At 71.3% G+C, this 19,913-nt stretch carries 16 protein-coding genes; 4 read left to right on the top strand and 12 right to left on the bottom strand.

Features of this window, described 5'->3' with window-relative positions; translation table 11 throughout:
• Positions 1 to 24: 24 nt before the first annotated feature.
• From Srubr_RS25745 to Srubr_RS25715, 7 genes are all read right to left on the bottom strand, one after another.
• A complete protein-coding gene (locus tag Srubr_RS25745; RefSeq protein ID WP_373313648.1) occupies positions 25 to 810 on the bottom strand; it encodes an SDR family NAD(P)-dependent oxidoreductase in 786 nt (261 codons plus the stop codon).
• The gene (locus Srubr_RS25740; RefSeq protein WP_189999440.1) at positions 804 to 2,009 is read right to left on the bottom strand and encodes a serine hydrolase domain-containing protein; all 1,206 of its coding nucleotides are present in this window, start codon (positions 2,007 to 2,009) and stop codon (positions 804 to 806) included. Before Srubr_RS25740 ends, Srubr_RS25745 begins: the two co-directional genes overlap by 7 nt.
• Positions 2,002 to 2,982, bottom strand: a complete 981-nt coding sequence (locus Srubr_RS25735) for an aromatase/cyclase (protein ID WP_203855056.1) — start codon at positions 2,980 to 2,982, stop codon at positions 2,002 to 2,004. The genes Srubr_RS25740 and Srubr_RS25735 overlap by 8 nt, the downstream gene beginning before the upstream one ends.
• 131 nt (positions 2,983 to 3,113) lie before the next feature.
• On the bottom strand, positions 3,114 to 4,046 hold the full coding sequence (locus tag Srubr_RS25730) for a nitroreductase/quinone reductase family protein (RefSeq protein WP_189999439.1): 933 nt from the start codon (positions 4,044 to 4,046) through the stop codon (positions 3,114 to 3,116).
• Positions 4,047 to 4,349: 303 nt separating this feature from the next.
• On the bottom strand, positions 4,350 to 5,372 hold the full coding sequence (locus tag Srubr_RS25725; protein ID WP_308439957.1) for an LLM class flavin-dependent oxidoreductase: 1,023 nt from the start codon (positions 5,370 to 5,372) through the stop codon (positions 4,350 to 4,352).
• A gap of 31 nt (positions 5,373 to 5,403) precedes the next feature.
• A complete protein-coding gene (locus tag Srubr_RS25720) occupies positions 5,404 to 6,138 on the bottom strand; it encodes an SDR family NAD(P)-dependent oxidoreductase (RefSeq protein WP_189999437.1) in 735 nt (244 codons plus the stop codon).
• 40 nt (positions 6,139 to 6,178) lie between these two features.
• Positions 6,179 to 6,619, bottom strand: a complete 441-nt coding sequence (locus tag Srubr_RS25715; RefSeq protein ID WP_189999436.1) for a nuclear transport factor 2 family protein — start codon at positions 6,617 to 6,619, stop codon at positions 6,179 to 6,181.
• Between the two features lie 228 nt (positions 6,620 to 6,847).
• Between Srubr_RS25715 and Srubr_RS25710 the strand changes: the two genes are divergently transcribed.
• Positions 6,848 to 7,915 carry a glucose-1-phosphate thymidylyltransferase gene (locus tag Srubr_RS25710; protein WP_189999435.1) on the top strand — a complete coding sequence of 356 codons (1,068 nt, stop codon included), beginning with the start codon at positions 6,848 to 6,850 and terminating at the stop codon, positions 7,913 to 7,915.
• Entirely contained in the window at positions 7,912 to 8,895 is a 984-nt protein-coding gene (gene rfbB, locus Srubr_RS25705) for a dTDP-glucose 4,6-dehydratase (protein WP_189999434.1), read from the top strand. The genes Srubr_RS25710 and rfbB overlap by 4 nt, the downstream gene beginning before the upstream one ends.
• Before the next feature lie 60 nt (positions 8,896 to 8,955).
• Here rfbB and Srubr_RS25700 read toward each other — a convergent pair whose 3' ends face one another.
• Positions 8,956 to 10,323: an NDP-hexose 2,3-dehydratase family protein gene (locus tag Srubr_RS25700; RefSeq protein ID WP_189999433.1), complete on the bottom strand. Its 1,368-nt coding sequence runs from the start codon at positions 10,321 to 10,323 to the stop codon at positions 8,956 to 8,958.
• 37 nt (positions 10,324 to 10,360) lie between these two features.
• Entirely contained in the window at positions 10,361 to 11,593 is a 1,233-nt protein-coding gene (locus Srubr_RS25695) for a nucleotide disphospho-sugar-binding domain-containing protein (RefSeq protein ID WP_189999432.1), read from the bottom strand.
• A gap of 191 nt (positions 11,594 to 11,784) precedes the next feature.
• Between Srubr_RS25695 and Srubr_RS25690 the strand changes: the two genes are divergently transcribed.
• On the top strand, positions 11,785 to 12,531 hold the full coding sequence (locus tag Srubr_RS25690) for an FkbM family methyltransferase (protein ID WP_189999431.1): 747 nt from the start codon (positions 11,785 to 11,787) through the stop codon (positions 12,529 to 12,531).
• A 189-nt stretch (positions 12,532 to 12,720) separates the two neighbouring features.
• Here the strand turns inward: Srubr_RS25690 and Srubr_RS25685 are convergent, their stop codons facing one another.
• The 3 genes from Srubr_RS25685 to Srubr_RS25675 all read right to left on the bottom strand — a co-directional run bounded on the left by Srubr_RS25685 (position 12,721) and on the right by Srubr_RS25675 (position 19,208).
• Positions 12,721 to 14,280, bottom strand: a complete 1,560-nt coding sequence (locus Srubr_RS25685) for an alpha/beta hydrolase (RefSeq protein ID WP_189999430.1) — start codon at positions 14,278 to 14,280, stop codon at positions 12,721 to 12,723.
• A gap of 133 nt (positions 14,281 to 14,413) precedes the next feature.
• Complete coding sequence (locus Srubr_RS25680; protein WP_189999429.1) at positions 14,414 to 15,958, bottom strand: alpha/beta hydrolase; 1,545 nt, start codon at positions 15,956 to 15,958, stop codon at positions 14,414 to 14,416.
• Between the two features lie 199 nt (positions 15,959 to 16,157).
• Positions 16,158 to 19,208, bottom strand: coding sequence for a lysylphosphatidylglycerol synthase domain-containing protein (locus Srubr_RS25675; RefSeq protein ID WP_229926986.1), 3,051 nt, complete (start codon positions 19,206 to 19,208; stop codon positions 16,158 to 16,160).
• A gap of 186 nt (positions 19,209 to 19,394) precedes the next feature.
• Here Srubr_RS25675 and Srubr_RS25670 point away from each other — a divergent pair, with 186 nt between their 5' ends.
• Positions 19,395 to 19,781, top strand: coding sequence for an MGMT family protein (locus tag Srubr_RS25670; protein ID WP_189999428.1), 387 nt, complete (start codon positions 19,395 to 19,397; stop codon positions 19,779 to 19,781).
• Positions 19,782 to 19,913 lie beyond the last annotated feature (132 nt).

Raw genomic sequence — 19,913 nt, 5'->3', positions numbered from 1 at the left:
ACGCCCCTTTTCGGTGTGGTCCGGTCAGTAGTTGCCGAGGCCGCCGCAGACGTTCAGGGCCTGGGCGGTGACCGCGTCGCTGCCGGGGCCGACCAGGTAGGCGACCATGGCGGCCACCTCCTCGGGCACGACGTAGCGGCCGATCGGCACCCGGGCGCTCACCCGCTGGTGCACCTCGTCGGCCGGAACGCCCCACAGGCCGGAGTAGACCTCGCGCACCCGCTCGGCCATGGGCGTCTCGACGAAGCCCGGGCAGACCGCGTTCACGGTCACCCCGGTCTTGGCCAGCTCCAGGCCGAGCGCCTTCGTGAACCCGACCACGCCGTGCTTGGCGGCCGAGTACGGGGCACCGTTGACCACGCCCTGCTTGCCGCCGGTGGAGGCGATGTTGATGATGCGTCCCCAGCCGCTGTCCAGGATGCCGCCGTTCTCCAGGACCTCCTTGGTCATGAAGAAGACGCTGTTGAGGTTGGTGCCGATCACGTCCAGCCACAGCTCGTCGGGGACGTCCTTGGTGACCCCGCCGCCGGACCGGCCGGCGTTGTTCACCAGGATGTCCACCGGTCCGAACCGTTCGGTGGCGGCCCGGACGAAGGAGCGGATGTCCTCGCGCGAGGTGACGTCACAGGCCTGGCCGTCCACGTCGAGGCCCTCCTCGCGCAGGGCCGCGACGGTCTGCGCCAGGACGTCCTCCCGCCGGGCGCACAGGAAGACCTGCGCGCCGTCACGGGCCAGGCGCCGCGTGATCTCCAGGCCGATGCCGCTGGTGGCACCGGTCACCAGGGCGACCGAGGGGGTCCGGGTCATGATTCCTCCTTGTGCGAGCGCCCTTCGACGCTCGAATAGACGGCTCGGACGAGCCGCTGGGCGCGGTCGTCGATGCTGCCCAGCTCGCGGGAGCCGGAGTTCTGGACGTAGGCGAAGGCGAGGTCGTACCGCGGATCGGCGAAGGTGAAGGTGCCGTTGGCGCCGTCGAAGCCGAAGGCGGTGGTCAGGCCGGCGGCGGCCGGGAAGGTGGGACTGTCGGGCAGCATGAACCCCAGCCCCCAGGCCGTGGACATCATGGTGATGCGGCAGGCGCCCCGGGCGTGCACCCGGCCGATCTGGGCGGACGTCCGCTCACTGATCAGCCGGAAGCCGTCGACCTCGCCGAGGAGCGCGGCGTACAGCCGGGCCAGCGACTGGGCGCTGGCCCAACCGCCGTAGGACGGGTCCTCGGCGGTCAGGTCCGGCTCCGGATCCAGCGCCATGCTGGCGACCGTCGAGCGGTGGGTGAGGGAGTCGGGCTTGCCCAGCTCGACGAGCATGGCGATGGCGTCGCCGGGGTCGCCGCCCGACATCACGTCCTCGGCCTTGGACTGGACCATGGTGGCCAGGTGCACCGCGTCCGGGTCGGGCAGGCCGATGTGGCAGTCGAGGCCCAGCGGCGCGGCGATCTCCTCGGCGAAGAACGCGCCGACCGTACGGCCGGTGCACCGGCGGACCAATTCGCTGACCAGGTACCCGAAGGTCACGGCGTGGTAGCCGTGCGCGGTGTCCGGCTCCCACTCCGGCCGGGCCGCGGCGAGCGCCTCGGCGATCGGGGTGTGGCGCCGCATGTGGTCCGCGGTGATGGGGTCGTGGTCCAGGCAGACCACGCCGGAGCGGTGGCTGAGCACCATCCGCAGCGTGATCCTCTCCTTGCCGTGCGCGGCGAACTCCGGCCAGTAGTCGGCGATCGGCCGGTCGAGCTCCAGCACGCCACGGTCCACCAGCAGCAGTGCGGCGCTGGCGGCCAGGGCCTTGGTCGGTGAGGCGAGCACACCGAGCGTCGCCGGACGCCACGGATCGGTGCGCTCGGGGTCGGCGAAGCCGCCCCACAGGTCCGCCACCGGCCTGCCGCGGTGGTAGACGCACACGGCGGCGCCGATCTCCTCCCCGGCGGCGAAGTGCCCCCGGAAGACCCGTGCCACCTCGGCGAAGTCGCTGTCGCAGGAGCCGCCCTGCGGGAAGCCGCTGCCCTCACTCATGGGTCGCGGCGTGGGCCAGGGTGCTACGGCTGTTGCGGCCCAGCGCGGTCCGGATGAACTCCCGTGCGTCGGCGAGGGTCTTCCCGGCGCCCAGCTCCTCGGCGATGGCGCCCGGGTTGATCGCGACGCTGTGCTCGGCCGTCACCAGGACCTCGTCGCCCTCGCCGGCCAGCTCCCACCGTCCGCTGTGCCCGAACAGCAGCCGCGGCGGCACCAGCTGCTTGTAGACGATCCGCTGGCCGGGCAGGCAGACCCGCACCGAGTGCGTGCTGTGCGCGGAGCCGTCCGCGGTGACCGTCTCCATCACCATGTCCTGGACGTTGGGCTCGTCCTCCTTCAGCGTCACCCGCCGCACATGGGGCAACCGCTCGGGCCACAGGTCGGCGCGGTACAGGAAGTCGTAGACCTCGGCGGCCGGCCGCTTCAGCGCCACCGTGTCGGTGAACGTGAACACCACGTCGTCGACCGGGTGGCCGAGTTCGGCGATGCGCGTGAGCGCCTCCAGCTCCACCGCGCTGTTGCGGTCCAGCGCGGAGGAGATCCAGCCGACGGTCTCCTCGGAGTCGTCCACCGCGGTGAACTCGTGGAGCAGGACGATCTCGGTGCCGCCGTCCGGCAGCGGCCGGAAGTGCCACTCGCCGCCCATGCTCGCGATGGGCGCGGCGCTCTCCTCCTGGTCGAAGCGGATCCACAGCGCGTCGGGATCCAGCTCGCGCCGGGACACCCAGGACTTCACCTGGCCGTTGACCTGCGCCCACAGCCGGAACCGCTCGGTGTGCGGGCCCCGGCTGAGGTGCTGTGCGTACACGCTCGGCCCGAAGATGGCGGGCCAGCGGGTCACGTCGGCGGCCAGCTCGTAGAGGGTGCGGGCCGGCGCCATCGAGTACCTGAGGTGCTCGGTGCGCCGTAGTTTCGGCTGCCCGTCCCTCACGCCGGTTCTGCGGTGCTGGCCGCCGGCGGGGATACTGCTCATCGTGGTTCCTCTCCTCCGGGCGCGGCGATCGACGTACGGCCGCAGGTCGATGGCCGCGCCGATCTGCTGCGGCTACCCGGGGGCGAGGCTGGCAGCGGGCGCTAGAGGACAGCTCAAGAGCCCGTGCCGGATCAGGCGAACGGCGGCGCCGGGGCCGTGGCGTTCAGTGCCGTCACCACGGTCTGCTCCTCGAACTCGAAGTGGGACTCCAGCCGTCCGGCCAGTTCCTCCAGCTCGGCGCGCAGCCGCACCGGGTCGGACTCCCCGGGGACGAACCCCTCGACCAGCGCCTGGATCGAGTCCTGGAGCTGGGCCACCACCTTGTGCTGCTCGGTGAGCTGCGCGAGCGCCGGGGCGAGCGCGGGGAACTGGGCGGCGAGCGACGGGAAGACGGCGGCGTCCTCGCCGGTGTGGTGCCGGCGCAGCGCCCCGCAGAAGCTGAGGCAGTGCGTACGCATCTGCTGGGCCAGGTCCGGCGGTGTGCGCTCGATGGTCTGCGCGGTGCCCTCGATCACCTGGTCCGCCTGGGCGCGCAGCGTCGCCAGCTCCTGGCGGAGCCAGTCGTGCACCTCGACGATCCAGTCGCCCATGCCCTTCACCCGCTCTTCGCCGGGCTTGGCCTCGATCCGGTGCAGTACGACGACCGGGATCTCACGGGTGGTCTTGGCCTGGTAGTCGCCGTATCCGGGGGCCTCGGCCACCACCCGCTCGAACAGCTTGTCGCGCTCCGCGCCCTGCGGTGTGGCGGCGATGGCCTTGTAGGTCTCCTCGCCGGTCTCCACGGTCACGATGGGGTTCTTGCGGATGTTGTGGTACCAGCCGGGATGGCGGTCGGAGCCGTTGGCGGAGGCGACGACGACACCCTTGCCGTCGATGACGAGATACCCGAGCGGAGTCTCCCGGGGCTGCCCCGACTTGGCGCCGATCGTCGTCAGCACCGCCAGCGACCAGCCCTCGAACATCCCGGTCATCTTGCCGTTGGTCGCACGGAACTCGGCGATGACCTTCCGCTGGAAGTCGTTGGGGTCGAAACCGGACCAGTTCTCGGCCTGTTCCTTGCTCATGCACGTCCTTTCGGGTCGTATCCGGAAAGGAGGGCGGCTGCACAGGAAGCCGACACAGAAAAACCCGTATGCCTACGCACGCAGTGGAGTAGCCGCAGTGAACCCCCGCTTCAGGGGTTGACGAAACTGCGAGAGACGGGCGAGTGCCGATCCCTGTGTTGGCTGAGTAGCCGCTACCTCCATACGTAGGCCCATACGGGGCTCAAAGGAACTGTAACGCTGATCATCAGCCGCGGGCAAGAACGCCCCGAGGGCGTGCCCAGGGCGAGGCCCACGGCACGCCCTCGGGGCGCCGCGCCCGGGTCAGCCGCCGGCTCCCGACGCCTGGAGGGCCGCCATGGCCTGCTCCAGGACGGCGAGCCGGCCGTTCAGGTCGGTGTCGACCGCGGAGATCATGACGCTCAGGGTGGTCACGCCCGCTTCGGCGTAGGCCGCCATGCGTTCCGCGATCCTGCCGACCGGGCCGACCAGCGACGTCTGGTCGATGAAGCCGGCGGGCACCGCCGCGGCGGCTCCGGCCCGGTCGCCCTTGTGGATCCGCAGGCTCACCTCCCGCGCCTCCTGCGGCCAGCCGAGCTGTGCGGCCAGCTTGCAGTAGAAGTTCCGCGCCGGGTCCCCGATGCCCATCAGGTGGGCGTAGTGGGCGCGCAGCAGGTCCACGCAGCCCGCGATGTCCTCGCCCACCGAGGTGGCCAGGCACGGGATCACCTCGAAGCCGTCCAGGGTGGCTCCGCGCAGGGCACGCCCGGCGGCGATGCGCTCGACGGACTCGGCGACCTGCTCGGGCGCGGCGAAGACGCCGATCCAGCCGTCGGCTATCTCCCCGGCCAGCCGGAGGTTGCGCGGGCCCACCGCACCCAGGTAGACGGGGACCGAGGTGCCCGCCGGCTCGGTGATGACGTGCAGCGGGGCGCCCGCGGCGCCGGAGTACGGCAGCCGGTAGTGCTCGCCCGCGTAGACCACCGGCCGGCCGGACAGCGCCGTCCGTACGATCTCCACGTACTCGCGGGTCCGCTCCAGCGGCCGGTCGAACGGTACCCCGTACCAGCCGTCGGAGACATCCGGGTTGGACACCCCGAGGCCCAGCCGGAACCGGCCGCCGGAGAGCGAGTTGAGGGTCGCCGCGGTCAACGCCGCCATCCCCGGGGTGCGGCCCGGGATCTGCATCACGCCCGAGGCGAGCCCGATCCGGTCGGTCTTCCCGGCGACCAGGCCGAGGACGCTCGCCGCGTCCGACCGGTAGCCCTCGGGGGCGAAGGCGACGTCGTAGCCGAGCCGTTCGGCGGTGACGGCCAGCTCCGCCGCCCCCTGATAGGTCAGGTTCACGCCCAGTTTCACAGTGGTAGCCCTTTCCGGCTCAGATCAGCAGGTGCGCGCCGCCGTCGACGAGGACGACCTCGCCGGTGGTGTAGGCGGCGCGCTGCAGCCCGGCCACGACCTCGGCCACGTCCTCCGGAGTGCCGACCCGGCGCAGCGGCGTGGTGGCCTCGACCCGGGCCCGGATCTCGGTGAAGCCCTGGGTCCAGGGCGTGTCGACCAGGCCGGGCGCGACCGCGTTCACCCGGACGCCGGGGCCGAGCGCGCCGGCCAGCAGCCGGGTCATGTGGTCCACCGCGGCCTTGCTCACGGCGTACGGAATGGAGCTGCCGGCCGGGCGGGTGCCGGCCACCGACGAGATGTTGACGACATGGCCGCCGCCGGGCGAGCGGCGCAGCCACGGCACGGCCGCGACCGTTGTCTGCCAGGTGCCGATGACGTTGAGGCCGAGAATCCTGCGCCAGACGTCGCCCGTCGCGGCGTCGAGGTCCGCGTGCGGGATCGGCTGGGTGACGCCGGCGTTGTTGACCAGCAGGTCCAGCCGTCCGTACGCCGCGACGACCTGCTCGACGAGCTGCCGGGCCTCGGCCTCGTCGGAGACGTCGGCGCGGACGAACCGGGCGTCCGGCAGCGACGCGGCCAGCTCCTGTCCGGCCTCGACACTGCGGACCGAGTTGACGACGACCGCCATGCCCTCGGCGGACATCCGGCGGGCGATGGCGGCGCCGATCCCGGACGACGACCCGGTGACGAGGGCGACGGGCTTGTCGGTCATGCGATTCCTTTCCAGGGGAGGACAGCGTTCGGTACGGATGTCAGGCGAGGGTGAACATGTGGTCGTGCTCCACCCGGCGGGAGCGGTTGCGGACCTCGCCGTCCTCGATCACCAGGACGTCGTGCACCAGGCAGCTCGGGCCGACGACCGGCTCCTTGACGCCGGGGCGGGTGGTGAGGACCAGGGCGTAGAAGCGGGCGTCGTAGGCGCCGTCCTCGCGCGGGGTCAGGTTGAGCATGCTGAACATGTGCCGGCGCTGCACCGGGTCGTCGGCGAACCGGGTGTTGAAGCGGCGCAGTTCCTCGATGATCCCGGCGTGGGTGCGCGCCGGGGGGACGCCGGGAGTGTGCTGGAACTCGCCGTCGGGGGTGAAGGTGTGGGCGTACTCCTCGAAGCGGTTGCTGTCGAGCAGCTGGACCTGCCGGCCGTAGAACTGGCAGACGGCCGTGTAGATGTCCGTGAAGGTCGCCGTGATGGGCATGCGGTGAGGCCTCCGCTGTACTCGGGGTGGAGGGGCCATGGGCGGCCCGGTCCCAGGCCAGCGAGTCTGCGTCGATCGCCTTGAACGCGGCTTGAAACGCGCCTTCGGCACCGCGCGCGGGGCCGTCCTTCCGGCGTACCTCTGCCACTGCTCGACCTCGCCTGGAGCGGAGGCCGCCACGCTGCGGACGTAGGGAAGACCGGTGCCATCTGCTCTGGAGGCTCGTACATGAAGGCGCTCGTACTGTCCGGCGGGTCCGGGACCCGGCTGCGCCCCATCACCCACACATCGGCCAAACAGCTGGTGCCGGTGGCCAACAAACCCGTGCTCTTCTACGGCCTGGAGGCGATCGCCGACGCCGGTATCACCGAGGTCGGTGTCGTCGTGGGGGACACCGCCGACGAGATCACCGAGGCGGTCGGGGACGGCTCCCGCTTCGGTCTCGACGTGACCTACATCCGCCAGGAGGCTCCGCTGGGCCTGGCCCACGCGGTGCTCGTCGCGCGGGACTTCCTCGGCGACGACGACTTCGTGATGTACCTCGGCGACAACTTCATCGTCGGGGGCATCACCGGCCTGGTGGACGAGTTCCGCAGGGAGCGGCCGGACGCGAGCATCCTGCTGACCCGGGTGCCGGACCCCCGCTCGTTCGGCGTGGCGGAGCTGGACGCGGACGGCCGGGTGGTCTCGCTGGTCGAGAAGCCCGAGTTCCCGAAGAGCGACCTCGCCCTGGTCGGCGTCTACCTCTTCTCGCCGGCCGTCCACGAGGCCGTACGGGCCATCACGCCCTCCGGGCGCGGCGAGCTGGAGATCACCCACGCCATCCAGTGGCTTCTCGACCAGGGCCAGGACGTGCGGTCGACCACGATCTCGGGGTACTGGAAGGACACCGGCAACGTCGCCGACATGCTGGAGGTCAACCGCTCGGTCCTCGAGACGATCGAGGCGGGCACGGCCGGGACGGTCGACGCCGCCAGCGAGATCATCGGCCGGGTCCGGATCGAGAACGGCGCGACGGTCAGCGGCAGCCGCGTGGTCGGGCCGGCGGTCATCGGAGCCGGTGCCGTGATCAGCGGCTCGTACGTCGGTCCCTTCACCTCCATCTCCGAGGGGTGCCGTATCGAGGACAGCGAGGTGGAGTACTCGATCGTGCTGCGGGACTCGACGATCACCGGGGTCCGCCGCGTGGAGGCCTCGCTCATCGGCCGCGATGTCGAGGTGACACCGGCTCCGCGCACCCCGTCCGCCCACCGGCTCGTGCTCGGTGACCACAGTAAGGTGCAGATCTCCTCATGACGACCCGTCTTCTCGTGACCGGCGGGGCCGGATTCATCGGCTCCCACTACGTCCGCACGCTGCTCGGCCCCCAGGGCCCGGACGACGTCTGCGTGACGGTGCTGGACAACCTCACCTACGCGGGCAACCCCGCCAACCTGGACGAGGTGCGCGCCCATCCCCGCTTCTCCTTCGTGCGGGGCGACATCTGCGACGCCCCGGTGGTCGAGCGGCTGATGGCCCGGCACGACCAGGTGGTCCACTTCGCGGCCGAGTCCCATGTGGACCATTCCATCGACGGCGGCGCGCAGTTCGTCCACACGAACGTGCTGGGCACGCACACCCTGGTCGACGCCGCGCACCGGGCGGGCGTCGAGCGGTTCGTGCACATCTCCACCGACGAGGTGTACGGCTCGATCGAGTCCGGCTCCTGGCCGGAGACCGACCCGCTGCGGCCCAACTCCGTCTACTCCGCGTCGAAGGCGTCCAGCGATCTGGTGGCGCTGTCGTACCACCGCACCCACGGCCTGGACGTCCGGGTGACCCGCTGCTCCAACAACTACGGCCACCACCAGTTCCCCGAGAAGCTCATCCCGCTCTTCGTCACGAACCTGCTGGAGGGCAGGAAGGTGCCGCTGTACGGCGACGGCGGCAACGTCCGGGACTGGCTGCACATCGACGACCACGTCCAGGGCATCGAACTCGTGCGCACCGGCGGCCGGGCCGGCGAGGTCTACAACATCGGCGGCGGGGAGGAACTCTCCAACAACGAGATCACCCGCATGCTGCTGGAGGCGCTCGGCGCCGACTGGGACTCCAGCGTGGAGTACGTCACCGACCGCAAGGGCCACGACCGCCGTTACTCGGTCGACTGGACCAAGATACGGAACGAACTCGGGTACGCCCCCCGCGTACCGTTCGAGGCGGGCCTGGCCGCCACGGTGCGCTGGTACCGCGAGCACCGCGCCTGGTGGGAACCGCTGAAGGCCGCCATGGTCTGACCGGACGCCATGCGACAGCGCCCGGCCGGGGAAGCCCCGGCCGGGCGCTGTCGTCTGGTCCTACGCCGCGTTCGGCAGCACCGGAGCGCGCAGGTCGGCGAAGTTGAGGAGGGTCAGAAGGCTTCTGGCCTCCACGTTGATGTAGTTGCCGTAGCGGACGAACTCGGTCAGCTGGCGGAGCGTCATCCAGGCGTAGTCGGGCGGGACCTCGGTGGGGAAGCCGGCGTCGGCCTCGACGAGCATGTACCGGTTCTGCGCGTGGTAGAAACGGCCGCCCTCCTCCGAGTGGACGGACTCGAAGCGGATCCGCTCCGGGGGCGCGGTGACCACCTCGTCCAGGTACCGGGGCCGGGCCCCGTTGAGCGGGTAGTTGGCCGGCTGGCAGTGGACCGTCGGCGCCAGCTCGATCACGTCACCGGCCCCTGTCTCGGTCCGCGCCTGCACCAGCAGGTGCATCACCCCGTTGATGGGCTTGGCCAGGAAGGCGATGACCCCCTCGCTGCGCGGCTGGAGCATCACCTGCGACCAGCTGGCCACCTCACGGCTGCTGGCGCTGACGTCCACCCCTACCACGGTGAAGTGCTTGCCCTCGTCGTGGGCGATGACACCGTCGGTCCTCGACCAGCCGCCCACGTCCGCCAGGGGGATGCGCCGCCGGGTGAGCGAGGAATGGCACTTGGTGTCGGTGAACCAGCTCAGCAGCCGGGCCGTGTCGTGGTACGGCTGTGCGTCCGGCCGCCACGAGCGGTTCAGCGCGTCCCGGAAGCCGCCGCCGTGGGCCGGGCCGGTCAGCCGGAACGGGGTCGCGCCGGAGAGCACGGTCCGGGTGTCCATGTTGACCAGGTTGTCGACGGTGAGCAGCTCGCTGATCTGGGCGGCGGTCAGCCAGCAGAAGTCGTCGTGGAGCTCGATCTCCTCGTCGATCTCGATGACCATGTTGCGGTTGCGTTTGCCCAGGAACCACGAGGCCTGCTCGGACTGGAGCGCGTCGTGCAGCACCCGCCCGCGGTGCGGGGCGATGAAGTGCTCCAGGTAGGGGACCGGCTTGCCCCCGTGCACCCGGGTGTAGTTGCTCTTCGTCGCCTGCACGGTGGGCGAGAGCTGGACCAGGTTGACGTTGCCCGGTTCCATCTTGGCCTGGAGCAGGAAGTGCGGGACCCCGTGGAACCTCCTGACCAGGATTCCGAGGATCCCGTACTCGGGCTGCACGATGATCGGCTGCTGCCAGGCGTCGACCTCGCGGCCCGCGTCCCGCACGTCCAGCCCCTCGACGGAGAAGAACCGGCCGCTGCGGTGGACCAGGTTCCCGGTCCCGCGCTCGAACCGCCAGCCGTCGAGCCGGTCGAGCGGCACCCGGGACACCTGGTACTCGTGCGCCCGGCAGCGGTCGGCGAACCAGCTGCTGAAGTCTGCCGTTGTGGAGAACAAGTGGACCTCCTAAGTGCTGATCCGAGCCGGACGGTGGCTAGCGGAGAGCCAGCTGCCGCATGAGCCGGTCGATCACCGACGCGGGGCTGGGCTGGGTCTCCATCTCCGCGCCGATCGCCCGCGCCGCGTCCGTGAAGGAGGGTTCGTCGAGCAGGCGGCGCACCAGCTGCCGTACCCGGTTCAGCTCGATGTCGGCGAACGGCAGCGACAGACCGGCCTCGCAGTCGATCACCCGCTGCGCCACCAGCGGGTTGTCGGCGCCCTCGGGCAGGATCAGCTGCGGTACGCCGTAGTGCAGCGCGGCGGCCGTGGTGCCGGAGCCGCCGTGGTGCACGATCAGCGAGCAGGTGCCCAGGAAGGCGGACAGCGGGAGATAGCCGGGCAGCCGAACGTTGTCGGGCAGCGTGCCCAGGGCCGAGATGTCGGTCGAGTGATCCGCGAGGACGACCTCGGCGTCCAGCTCGCCCAGCGCCTGCATCAGGGTCCTGAGCTTGCTGCCGTCGGACATGAGCGGGATGACCGTGCCGAGGGTCAGGCAGACGCGCGGCCGCTCCGGGCGGCGCAGCGCCCAGTCCGGCACCAGCGCGCCCCCGTTGTACGGGATGTAGCGCATCGGCCACCAGGGGGCGCCGCCGTCGCGGTCCGGGGCGTCCGCCGACAGGCCGCCCAGGCTGGGTGCCCGCGGGTCGATCCTGGCGACCAGATCCGGCTCGCGGTCCTCGATGCCCAGCCGCTTGCGCAGCCCCGCGATGAGCGGGGAGTCCTGGGGGATGACCCCGGTGCGGTGGTTCTGCGCGCCGCTGGCCGTGACGTCCTCGTCGCGCATCGACCACGAGACGCGGTTGCCGACCTCCAGGGCCGGCACGCCCAGGGCCGCGGCCGCCAGCATCCCCGCGGCGTGGTCGGACGGGTACACCACGAGGTCCGCGCCGAAGCTGCGGCCGGCCTCGATGGTGCCCTCGGTCATGGCCAGCGTGAACAGGTCGAAGGGGCGCATCGCACCGGCCAGCTCCCAGTACCCGGGCGGCAGGCCCGCCCCGGCCTCCTCGTCCGTCGGGGCCTGCCCCTTGGAGCCCAGCAACAGATCGGCGCCGACATCGCGGGCCGGGAAGACGTCCACCGTCGGCAGCCCCGACTCGGCGGCGGCCTTGGTCACATAGGCGGTGGTGGCGAGCAGGACCTCGTGGCCGGCTGCCCGCGCAGCCCATGCCAACGGGATGACCGGGAGCAGCAGCCCGTATCCGGGCGCGGCAGGAAAGAGGATTCTCATGGCCCGGATGCTGCCACAGAAAAGCCTGGTCGGTCTTGTGGAGTTTCCCGGCCAATCGCTCGGTTCAGAAATACACAGCCAGGACTCAAGTCGGTCGCGAGCAGCGCTCCACTATTCACGTGGAAATATCTCTGAGCGGGGCGGGCCGGTGGCTGGCCGACGCTCCGGACCCAGCGGAAGGAGTCCACAGCATGGGCCTGCACCTCATCGAATTGGAAGAGGGATTCTCCTGCTATGCCAGCGGGGAGTTCGAAGCCCGATTCATCTACCAGGAGATATTCAAGGACAACAACTACGAACAGTCGGGGCTCCCTGAGGCGCCGTTCGTCATAGACGTCGGAGCGAACATCGGGCTGTTTTCCCTTTACATGAAGCAGAAGTACCCGGCGGCCCGGGTCATCGCCTTCGAGCCCGCCCCGGAGAACCGCCAGGCACTGCGGCAGAACCTGGAACTGCACCAGGCCGACGGTGTGACGGTGTACCCCTACGCCGTCGGCTCCGAGGCCTGCGAGGCGACCTTCACCTACTACCCGGCGATGCCGGGCAACTCCACCCTCCACCCGGAGGAGAAGGCCCTGCAGAAGCGCCTGATGAGCGAACGCCTCGGTGAGCAGGCGGCCACCGACCTGTTCCAGGCCACGACGATCACCGTCCAGGTGGACCGGTTGTCCCGCTTCCTGGCGGAGCACCACCCGGAGGCCACCACCGTCGACCTCCTCAAGATCGACGTCGAGGGGGCGGAGCTGGAGGTGCTGCGCGGAATCGACGACGGGGACTGGGCGAAGGTGCGCAACGTCCTTTTGGAGGTGGACAACACCGAGGGCGCCCTTGCCGAGATCGAGGCCTTGCTGCGCGAGAAGGGCTTCACTGTCGCGAGCGAGCCGGTACCGCTGATGTGGGAAGAGATGCAGCTTTACTACGTCACCGCCCACCGCTGACCTGTTCGTGCGGCTGCCCTGGCCCTGCCCGGCCGGGGCAGCCGCATGCCTGCCGGGCTCAGCCGGTGCTTCACGCGCGCGGGCGGCAGCCCCGGATGATCCGCAAGGCTCCGAATAGGCCCGCGTTGCAGCGCGGGTGGGGAAGGCGCCGCCGGATGCCCGCCGCCGCACTGGAGACGGAAGTGCGGTTTATGAGCAGACCTTGCCGTCCTTCGGCACCGTTCCCTTCAGCAAGTACGTGTTCACCGTCGTGTCGACGCAGTGGCTGCCGCTGCCGTATGCCCCGTGGCCCTCGCCCTTCCAGGTGAGTTGGATGCCTACTCCGCGGCCCAGTTCGTCGGCCATTTCGCGGGTGCCCTCGTAGGGGGTGGCCGGGTCGCCGGTGTTGCCGATCAGCAGGATCGGGGCCGCGCCCGGAGCGGCGACCTGCGGGGTGTCGTACTGCCCCGGTATCGGCCAGTCGTGGCACCAGCCCGCCGTGTCCCAGCCGAGGTAGGCCCCGAACACCGGGGAGATCCGCTCGAACCGGGCCAGCCGGCGCTTGGTCTCGGCGGGGGTCGGCCGCTGCTTGTCGTCCAGGCACGAGATGACCCGCTGGGAGTGGGACGTGGTGCCGTATCGCCCGGAGGCTTCCCGCTCGTTGTACTCGTCGGCGAGCGCCAGCAGTTCGGAACCGTCGCCCTGTCGGGCCGACTTCAGCGCGCTGGTCAGTCTGGGCCAGCTCGACTCGCTGTAGAGCGGGAGGATGATCCCGGTGGTCGCGAGGGTCTGGGTCAGTCTCCGCCCGGAGGAGGCCGGCAGCGGCTCGGCGTCGAGCCGCCTCAGCAGGTCGGCTATCTCCCGCGAACCCCGTACCGGGTCCTGGCCGGTGGACTTCAGGTAGTCGTCCAGCGCCCGCTGGAAGCCACGGGCCTGGTTCTCGGCGTGACCCACCATGTCCGCGGCCGGGTCGACCACCGCGTCCAGCACCAGCCGGCCCACCCGCTTGGGGAACAGGTGGGCGTAGACACCGCCGACTTCCGTGCCGTAGGACATGCCGAAGTAGTGCAGTCTGTCGTCGCCGAGGACCTGGCGCATCAGGTCCATGTCGCGCGCCGTGTCGGTGGTGGACACATGGGCCAGCAGCGGGCCGGCCGCCTTCTGGCAGTCCTTGCCGAAGTCGGCGGCATCCCGGAAGTACGCCTGCTCCTCGGCCGGGGTGTCCGGTGTGGCGTCCACGGTCTCGGCGGTCTGTATCTCCCGGTCGTCGCGGCAGCGCACGCCCGCGCTCGCGCCCACGCCGCGCGGGTCCCAGCTCACCAGGTCGTAGCGCTCGTGGAGTTCGGAGACCGCGGAGGCGAAGTACGGCATCGCCGACAGCCCCGAGCCGCCGGGGCCGCCGAAGTTGAACAGCAGCGAGCCGATGCGGTCGCCGCCGGTCGCCCGGGAGCGGATGAGGGAGACACCGATCGTCTTGCCATGCGGAGCGGACCAGTCCAGTGGCACCTTGAGCGTCGCGCACCGCCAAGCGGCGCCCGGCGCGGGGGAGTCACCGACGGCCTCGCACCGGTGCCAGTCGAGCCGCTGCGAAGTGAGCGAGGCGGGAAGGGCCGTGGCGGACGGCGCGGCGGGGGAGCCCGGTGCCGACGGGGGAGCGGAGCCGGTCCCCTTGCCCTCGTCGCCCTTTCCGTCCCCGCCGGACGAGCCGCCGCAGCCGGCCAGCAGCAGCCCGGCCGCCACCGCGGCCGTCCACCGTAGAAATCGCTTCATGAGCACCCCCCGTAACAGGCCCGCCGCGTCGTGCCGCGCCGGTCGTCCAAGCCATGGTAGGCGTCTTCGGCCCGGTCGTGGGCGCCTGTGGATAACGCTCTGACCTGCGCTTACTCGCCGGTTCCGGGAGATGTCAGGAGCAGACCAGGCCGGCTTTCGGCACCTTCCCGTCCAGCAGGTAGCCGTTCACCGCGCGCTGCACGCACTTGTTCTTGCTGTCGTAGGCCCCGTGCCCCTGGCCCCTGTACGTCAGCTCGACGCCGACGCCCTTGCCGAGCGCGTTCACCATCTTCTTCGCGCCCTCGTACGGGGTGGCCGGGTCGCCGGTGTTGCCGATGACGAGGATGGGCGCCGACCCCCGCGCGCTCACCTCGGGATGGTCTGCGGCGCCGGGCACCGCCCAGTCCGTACAGCTGATCAGGCCCCAGGCCAGGTAGTCCCCGAACAGCTCGGACGCGGCGCGGAACCGGGGGAGCCGCCGCTGGACGTGGTCCACGGTGTACCGCGCCCTGTCGTCGGAGCAGTTGATGGCGGCGTTCGCCGCGGTGAGATTGCTGTACTCCCCGTTCTCGCTGCGGCCGTTCATCGAGTCGGACAGCAGCATGAGGATTCTGCCGTCGCCGTCGTAGGCCTCTTCCAGCCCCTCGGTCAGGTACTCCCAGAAGTCCTTCGAGTACAGGGACTGCGCGATGCCGTTGGTGGCGGCGGTCTGGGTCAGCTCGCGCGGGGAGATGCCCGGGATGGGCTTCTTCTCCAGATCGGCGAGCAGTTTCGCGATGCGCTCCTTCACTTCCTGCGGGGTGTCGCCGATCGGGCATTCCGTGGTCTTGGAGGTGCAGTCCTCGGCGAAGTTGTCCAGGGCGAGCTGGAAGCCCTTCGCCTGGCCCAGCGCGCTCTGTTCGGCGTTCTGGGTGGGGTCGACGACGGCGTCGAAGACGGCCCGGCCGACGTTCTTGGGGAACAGGTGGGCGTAGACGCCGCCGAGTTCGGTGCCGTAGGAGATGCCGAAGTAGTGCAGTTTGCGGTCGCCGAGGACCTGGCGCATCAGGTCCATGTCGCGGGCCGCGTCGGTGGTGCGCACGTGCGGCAGGATCTTTTGGGAGTTCTGCTCGCAGGCCGCGTTGAACTGCCGGGTGCGCCGCAACAGCTCGGTGCGTTCGGCGCCGTCGTCCGGGGTGGCGTCCTGCTGGAAGAACTCGTCCAGCCGGGCGTCGCTCTCGCACTTGACCGGCGCGCTGCGGCCGACCCCGCGCGGGTCGAAGCTGACCAGGTCGTAGCGGGTGCCGAGGGCCGCGTAGTCCGGGCCGAACGCGGGCAGCGTGGTGACGCCGCTGCCGCCGGGGCCGCCGAAGTTGAACACCAGCGAGCCGATCCGGCGGTCCGCGGGGCCGCCGGCCCGGGCGCGGATCAGGGCGATGCCGATCGTGTCGCCCTCGGGCTCGGCCCAGTCCAGCGGCGCCTTCATGGTGGCGCACTGCCACTCGGTGCCGTTCGGCAGCGGCGAGGGGGCGCTGCCGCCGCCCTCCGCCTCGGACGGGACCGGGCAGTCCTTCCAGTCCAGCCGCTGGTGGGTGAGATCCCCGTCCTCGGAGTCGCCGCCGCAGCCGGTCAGCGCGGCGAAGAGCAGCACAGCGGAGGTGGTCAGCGCGGTGGCGCGCAGCCGGGAGGGGTTCGCCATGCTCCCCATCGTGAGCGTGCGCACGCCGGCTCGCGCGGGGCGCGGGCCGTCCGGGCTACATCACCGGGCGCTCAGAGGGCTCCCTCGCGGTTCTCGGGGCGCTCCTTCTCGGTCTCAGCCGTTCCCTCGCGGTTCTCGGAGCGCTCCCTCTCCGTCTCAGCCGTTCCCTCGCGGGTCTCAGAGGGCTTCCCTACCGGCCTCAGAGCGCTCCCTTGCGGGTGAGGTGGTTGAAGGCCAGCCAGCCCGGCAGCACCGGCAGCCACAGGGTCAGCAGCCGGAACAGCAGGACGGCCGGGGCGGCGACCTCCTTGGGCAGGCCCACGGCGATCAGACCGACCGTCAGGGTCGCCTCGACCGCGCCGACGCCACCGGGGGTGGGGGCCGCCGAACCGAGCGCGTTGCCGGCGAGGAAGACGACGGCGACGCTGGCGATGCTCAGCGACACCGAGCCGTCGCCGAAGGCCCGGATGGAGGCGTCCAGGCACATCACGAAGCAAGCGGTCAGCAGCAGCATGCCGCCGATGCCGGTGATGAGCTTCTGCGGCCGCTGGAGCACGTCGAGCATGCGCGGTACGACACCGGCGAACAGCGACCTCACGCGCGTGACGACGAATTTCCGCAGGAACGGCACCGAGGTGACCACGAGGACCAGGACGGCCACCGTCAGCAGGCCCGCGATGACCGTACGGGACGGCGACAGCGACGGCGTCTTCTCGGTACCGGTCAGATAGCCGAAGGAGAGCAGCATCAGGATGTGGCAGCCGAGCCCGAACAGCTGCGAGGCGCCGACACTCGCCACCGCGAGCCCCGGGCGCACGCCCGCGCGCTGGAGGAACCGCGTGTTGAGGGCCACCCCGCCGACCGCGGCCGGTGCCACGATCTTCACGAACGACCCGGCGACCTGCGCCGCCACGGTCCGGGGGAACGGCACCCGCTCCGGTACGAACCCCAGCAGCGCCATCGCCGCGGCGACGTAACTGAGCGCGGAGAACAGCACCGCGGCGGCCACCCAGCCCCACTGGGCCTGCGCGAACAGCGTTCCGAACTCGATGTGGGTCAGTTGCGACAGCAGGTAGTAGGCACCGATCGCGCCGGCGATGAAGCTGATCAGCGTGCGCGGCCGGATCCGCTCCAGACGGGCCGGTTCCACGGGGGCCTGGGGCCTGATCCGCAACACCTGGTGCCGGATCTGGGTGAGCAGGTCCTCCTCGCGGGCTTCCTCCACGGCCTCGTCGATGGCGCGTTTCTCCGCGCGCTGCTCGGCGCGGACGGTCTTCTTGTCGGGTTTTCCGGCGGCTGTCCCGGCCGTCCCGGACGCCTCTTCCAGGCGTGCCAGCTTGGCCTGGCGGGAGGCTTCGAGCACGGCCTCGCGCTCGCGCTGGGCCCGCTCCCGGGCCAGCCGGCGCAGTGTCGCGCGCGTGGAGCGCGTCAGCGCGATCGGCTGGAGCATCGGCAGGCAGTCGGCGACCGCGTCCGGCCCGAGCACGCCGACCGCCGAGGCCACGGCGCGCTCGGCGCCGACCCGCAGGCCGAGCGTGGTGACCAGCTGGGCGACGTCCATGCGCAGCAGCAGTTCCCCGGCCGCGATCTCGCCGCCGCGCAGATCGGTGAGGATCACCCTGCCGGAACGATCCACCAGAATCGCGTCACCGGCCAGCCTGCGGTGCGCGATGCGCCGGGACTGCAGCGCCCGTACCTGGTGCCAGGTGTTGCGCAGCAGATCGTCGGTGATCTCCTCGTCGGCCAGCGAGTCCAGGGTGCGGCCCCCAGTGTGCTCGTAGACGAGCATCACCGCGTCGGGGCCGAGTTCCGAGGTGGCGATCAGCTTCGGCGCGTTGGCGCCGGCCGCGATCGCCGCGTACGCCAGCAGCGCCTCCTGCTCCAGCGCCTGGCGCAGCGACTGGAGGCTGGAGCGGGTGGCGAAGCCGCGCAGGGTCAGATTGCGCCACGCGCGGTAGAAGAACCCCTGTGCCTGCTGTTCCCGGTCGACGACCGTGACGTCCAGCGGCGGGCCGTCCTCCAGGGCGACGAAATAGCGCCGGCCCCGGTCGCCGCTCTCCGACTCCGAGGTGTCCTCCCGGGAGGCGCTGACGGGGCGGAAGCCGACGTGCCTGAGGCCCGCCATCAGGGTCTGGCCGGTGGGGCGGACATTGGGGGAGCCGACCGCGTAGAGGGTGCCGTACGCGACGGACCAGCCGATCAGCACCGTGAGGATGATCGAGAAGGGAGTCGTGTAGCCCGTGACCAGCATCGAGAACGCGTCGAGCAGCAGCACGATCCACAGCACCGCGCGCCACCTGGGTCTGCGGGACATGCCGACGGCCGACATATAGGCGATCACGGGTGCCAGATAGCCGTGCACCGGGTCGGTCAGGGCGTGGATGTCGCCCGGCGAGGGCTGGGTGAGCGCCTCCTGGATCGAGTCCGGGGCGGCCCGGGCGACCCATAGATCGGTGGCGAGCGTCACTCCGTGGGCCAGGACGGCGGCCAGGACGCCGTCGGCGATGCGCAGGCCGTCGCGTTTGACCAGCCGTTCGATGGCGAAGGCGACCGGTACCAGCAGGATCGCGATGCTGGACGCCAGCCCCGCGATCTTGATCAGCAGGTCCGGGGCCTGGCCGGTGCCCTTGTTGATGTCCTGTTCGAACCCCGAGGTGGTGCCGTGCGCGAACGCGGCGATCGCCAGGAGCACCACGATGGCCAGGACGCCCACCAGGAGCCGCATGAGGTCGGAGGGGCGGTGCACGCGCGCGGGGAGCAGCGGTTCGTCGACCGCCACCCGCTCGGCGTGCGGGTCGTCGTCGTACGGCGGGTGGTCCGGGGGGGTGTTCGCCGCGCCGGGCGTCCTCTCGGGGGCCGCGTCGCCGTCCCGCGCGCGCGGGACGTCGCTTTCGTCGGCTGCGGACGCGTCCGTACGCGCGCGCGTGCCGTCGTCCCCGCCTGAGGCCTCGTCGCGCGTGCCGTCGGCCCGGGGCGCGCTGTCGTCCTCACGCGCGCCGTCGTTCCCGGACGGACCGGTGTCCTTGGCCGCGCTGTCGTCATCACGTACGGCGTCGTCGGCCGTGCTGTCGTCGCCACGTACGGCGTCGTCGGCCGTGCTGTCGTCGCCACGTACGGCGTCGTTCTCGGGCGGACCGGTGTCCTCGCGCCGCGCGCCGGTGCCGGTCTCGCCCGCGCGGGAGGCGTCCGGGTGCGCGGAGGCGTCAGGGGTGCCCGCCGCTCTGTCGGGGTGCGCGCCCTGCTCGTTCATGGTCTCTTCTTGGTCTCGTATCACCAGTCACCGCCCGCACGATGGTGGCATGCCCCACCGGCACACCGGGGCATCAGGGTGCGGATGCGCGGGCGCACAGTCTGCCCGAAGCGCCGCTCGGGGGCGAGGACGCCCTTCTCCCCGCACCCCGCCGGGAAGCCCGAGCGGTGCGGCAGGATGGTGCGGATGAGCGAGCAGAGCCCTCCCGAAGACGCCCGCGCCGGTCACCCGGACGCGCTGCCGGAGTACGCCGAGCGGGTCCTGGAGGTCGCCGAGCGGATCCCGCCCGGCCGGGTCATGACCTACGGCGACGTCGCCGAGTGGCTGGAGGAGGGCGGCCCGCGCCAGGTCGGCCGGGTGATGGCCCTCTACGGCGGTGCCGTTCCGTGGTGGCGGGTCGTACGCGCCGACGGCGCGCTGCTGCCCGGACACGAGCTGCGCGCGCTGGCGCACTACCGCGCGGAGGGCACCCCGCTGAAGCAGGCGGGCAGGACCGCACAGGGGCATCTGCCGCGGCTCGACATGCGACGGGCCCGCTGGGACGGCGGTGCGGACGCGGAGGGTCACACCTGACAGCTTCCGCCATCGGATGCCGCCAGGGCAGACCCGTGGCCCGTTCGGGTGACATCGGGGACGTCTGTGGCATGCCGTACGTTCGTGAGGGGTGGGATACGCGTGGCCCGAGCGTCCGGCGGGATGACCCGA

This window comes from Streptomyces rubradiris (assembly GCF_016860525.1).
Classification (GTDB): domain Bacteria; phylum Actinomycetota; class Actinomycetes; order Streptomycetales; family Streptomycetaceae; genus Streptomyces; species Streptomyces rubradiris.
Note: the sequence above shows the minus strand (reverse complement) of the source record. Positions and strands in the feature narration are given on the sequence as shown.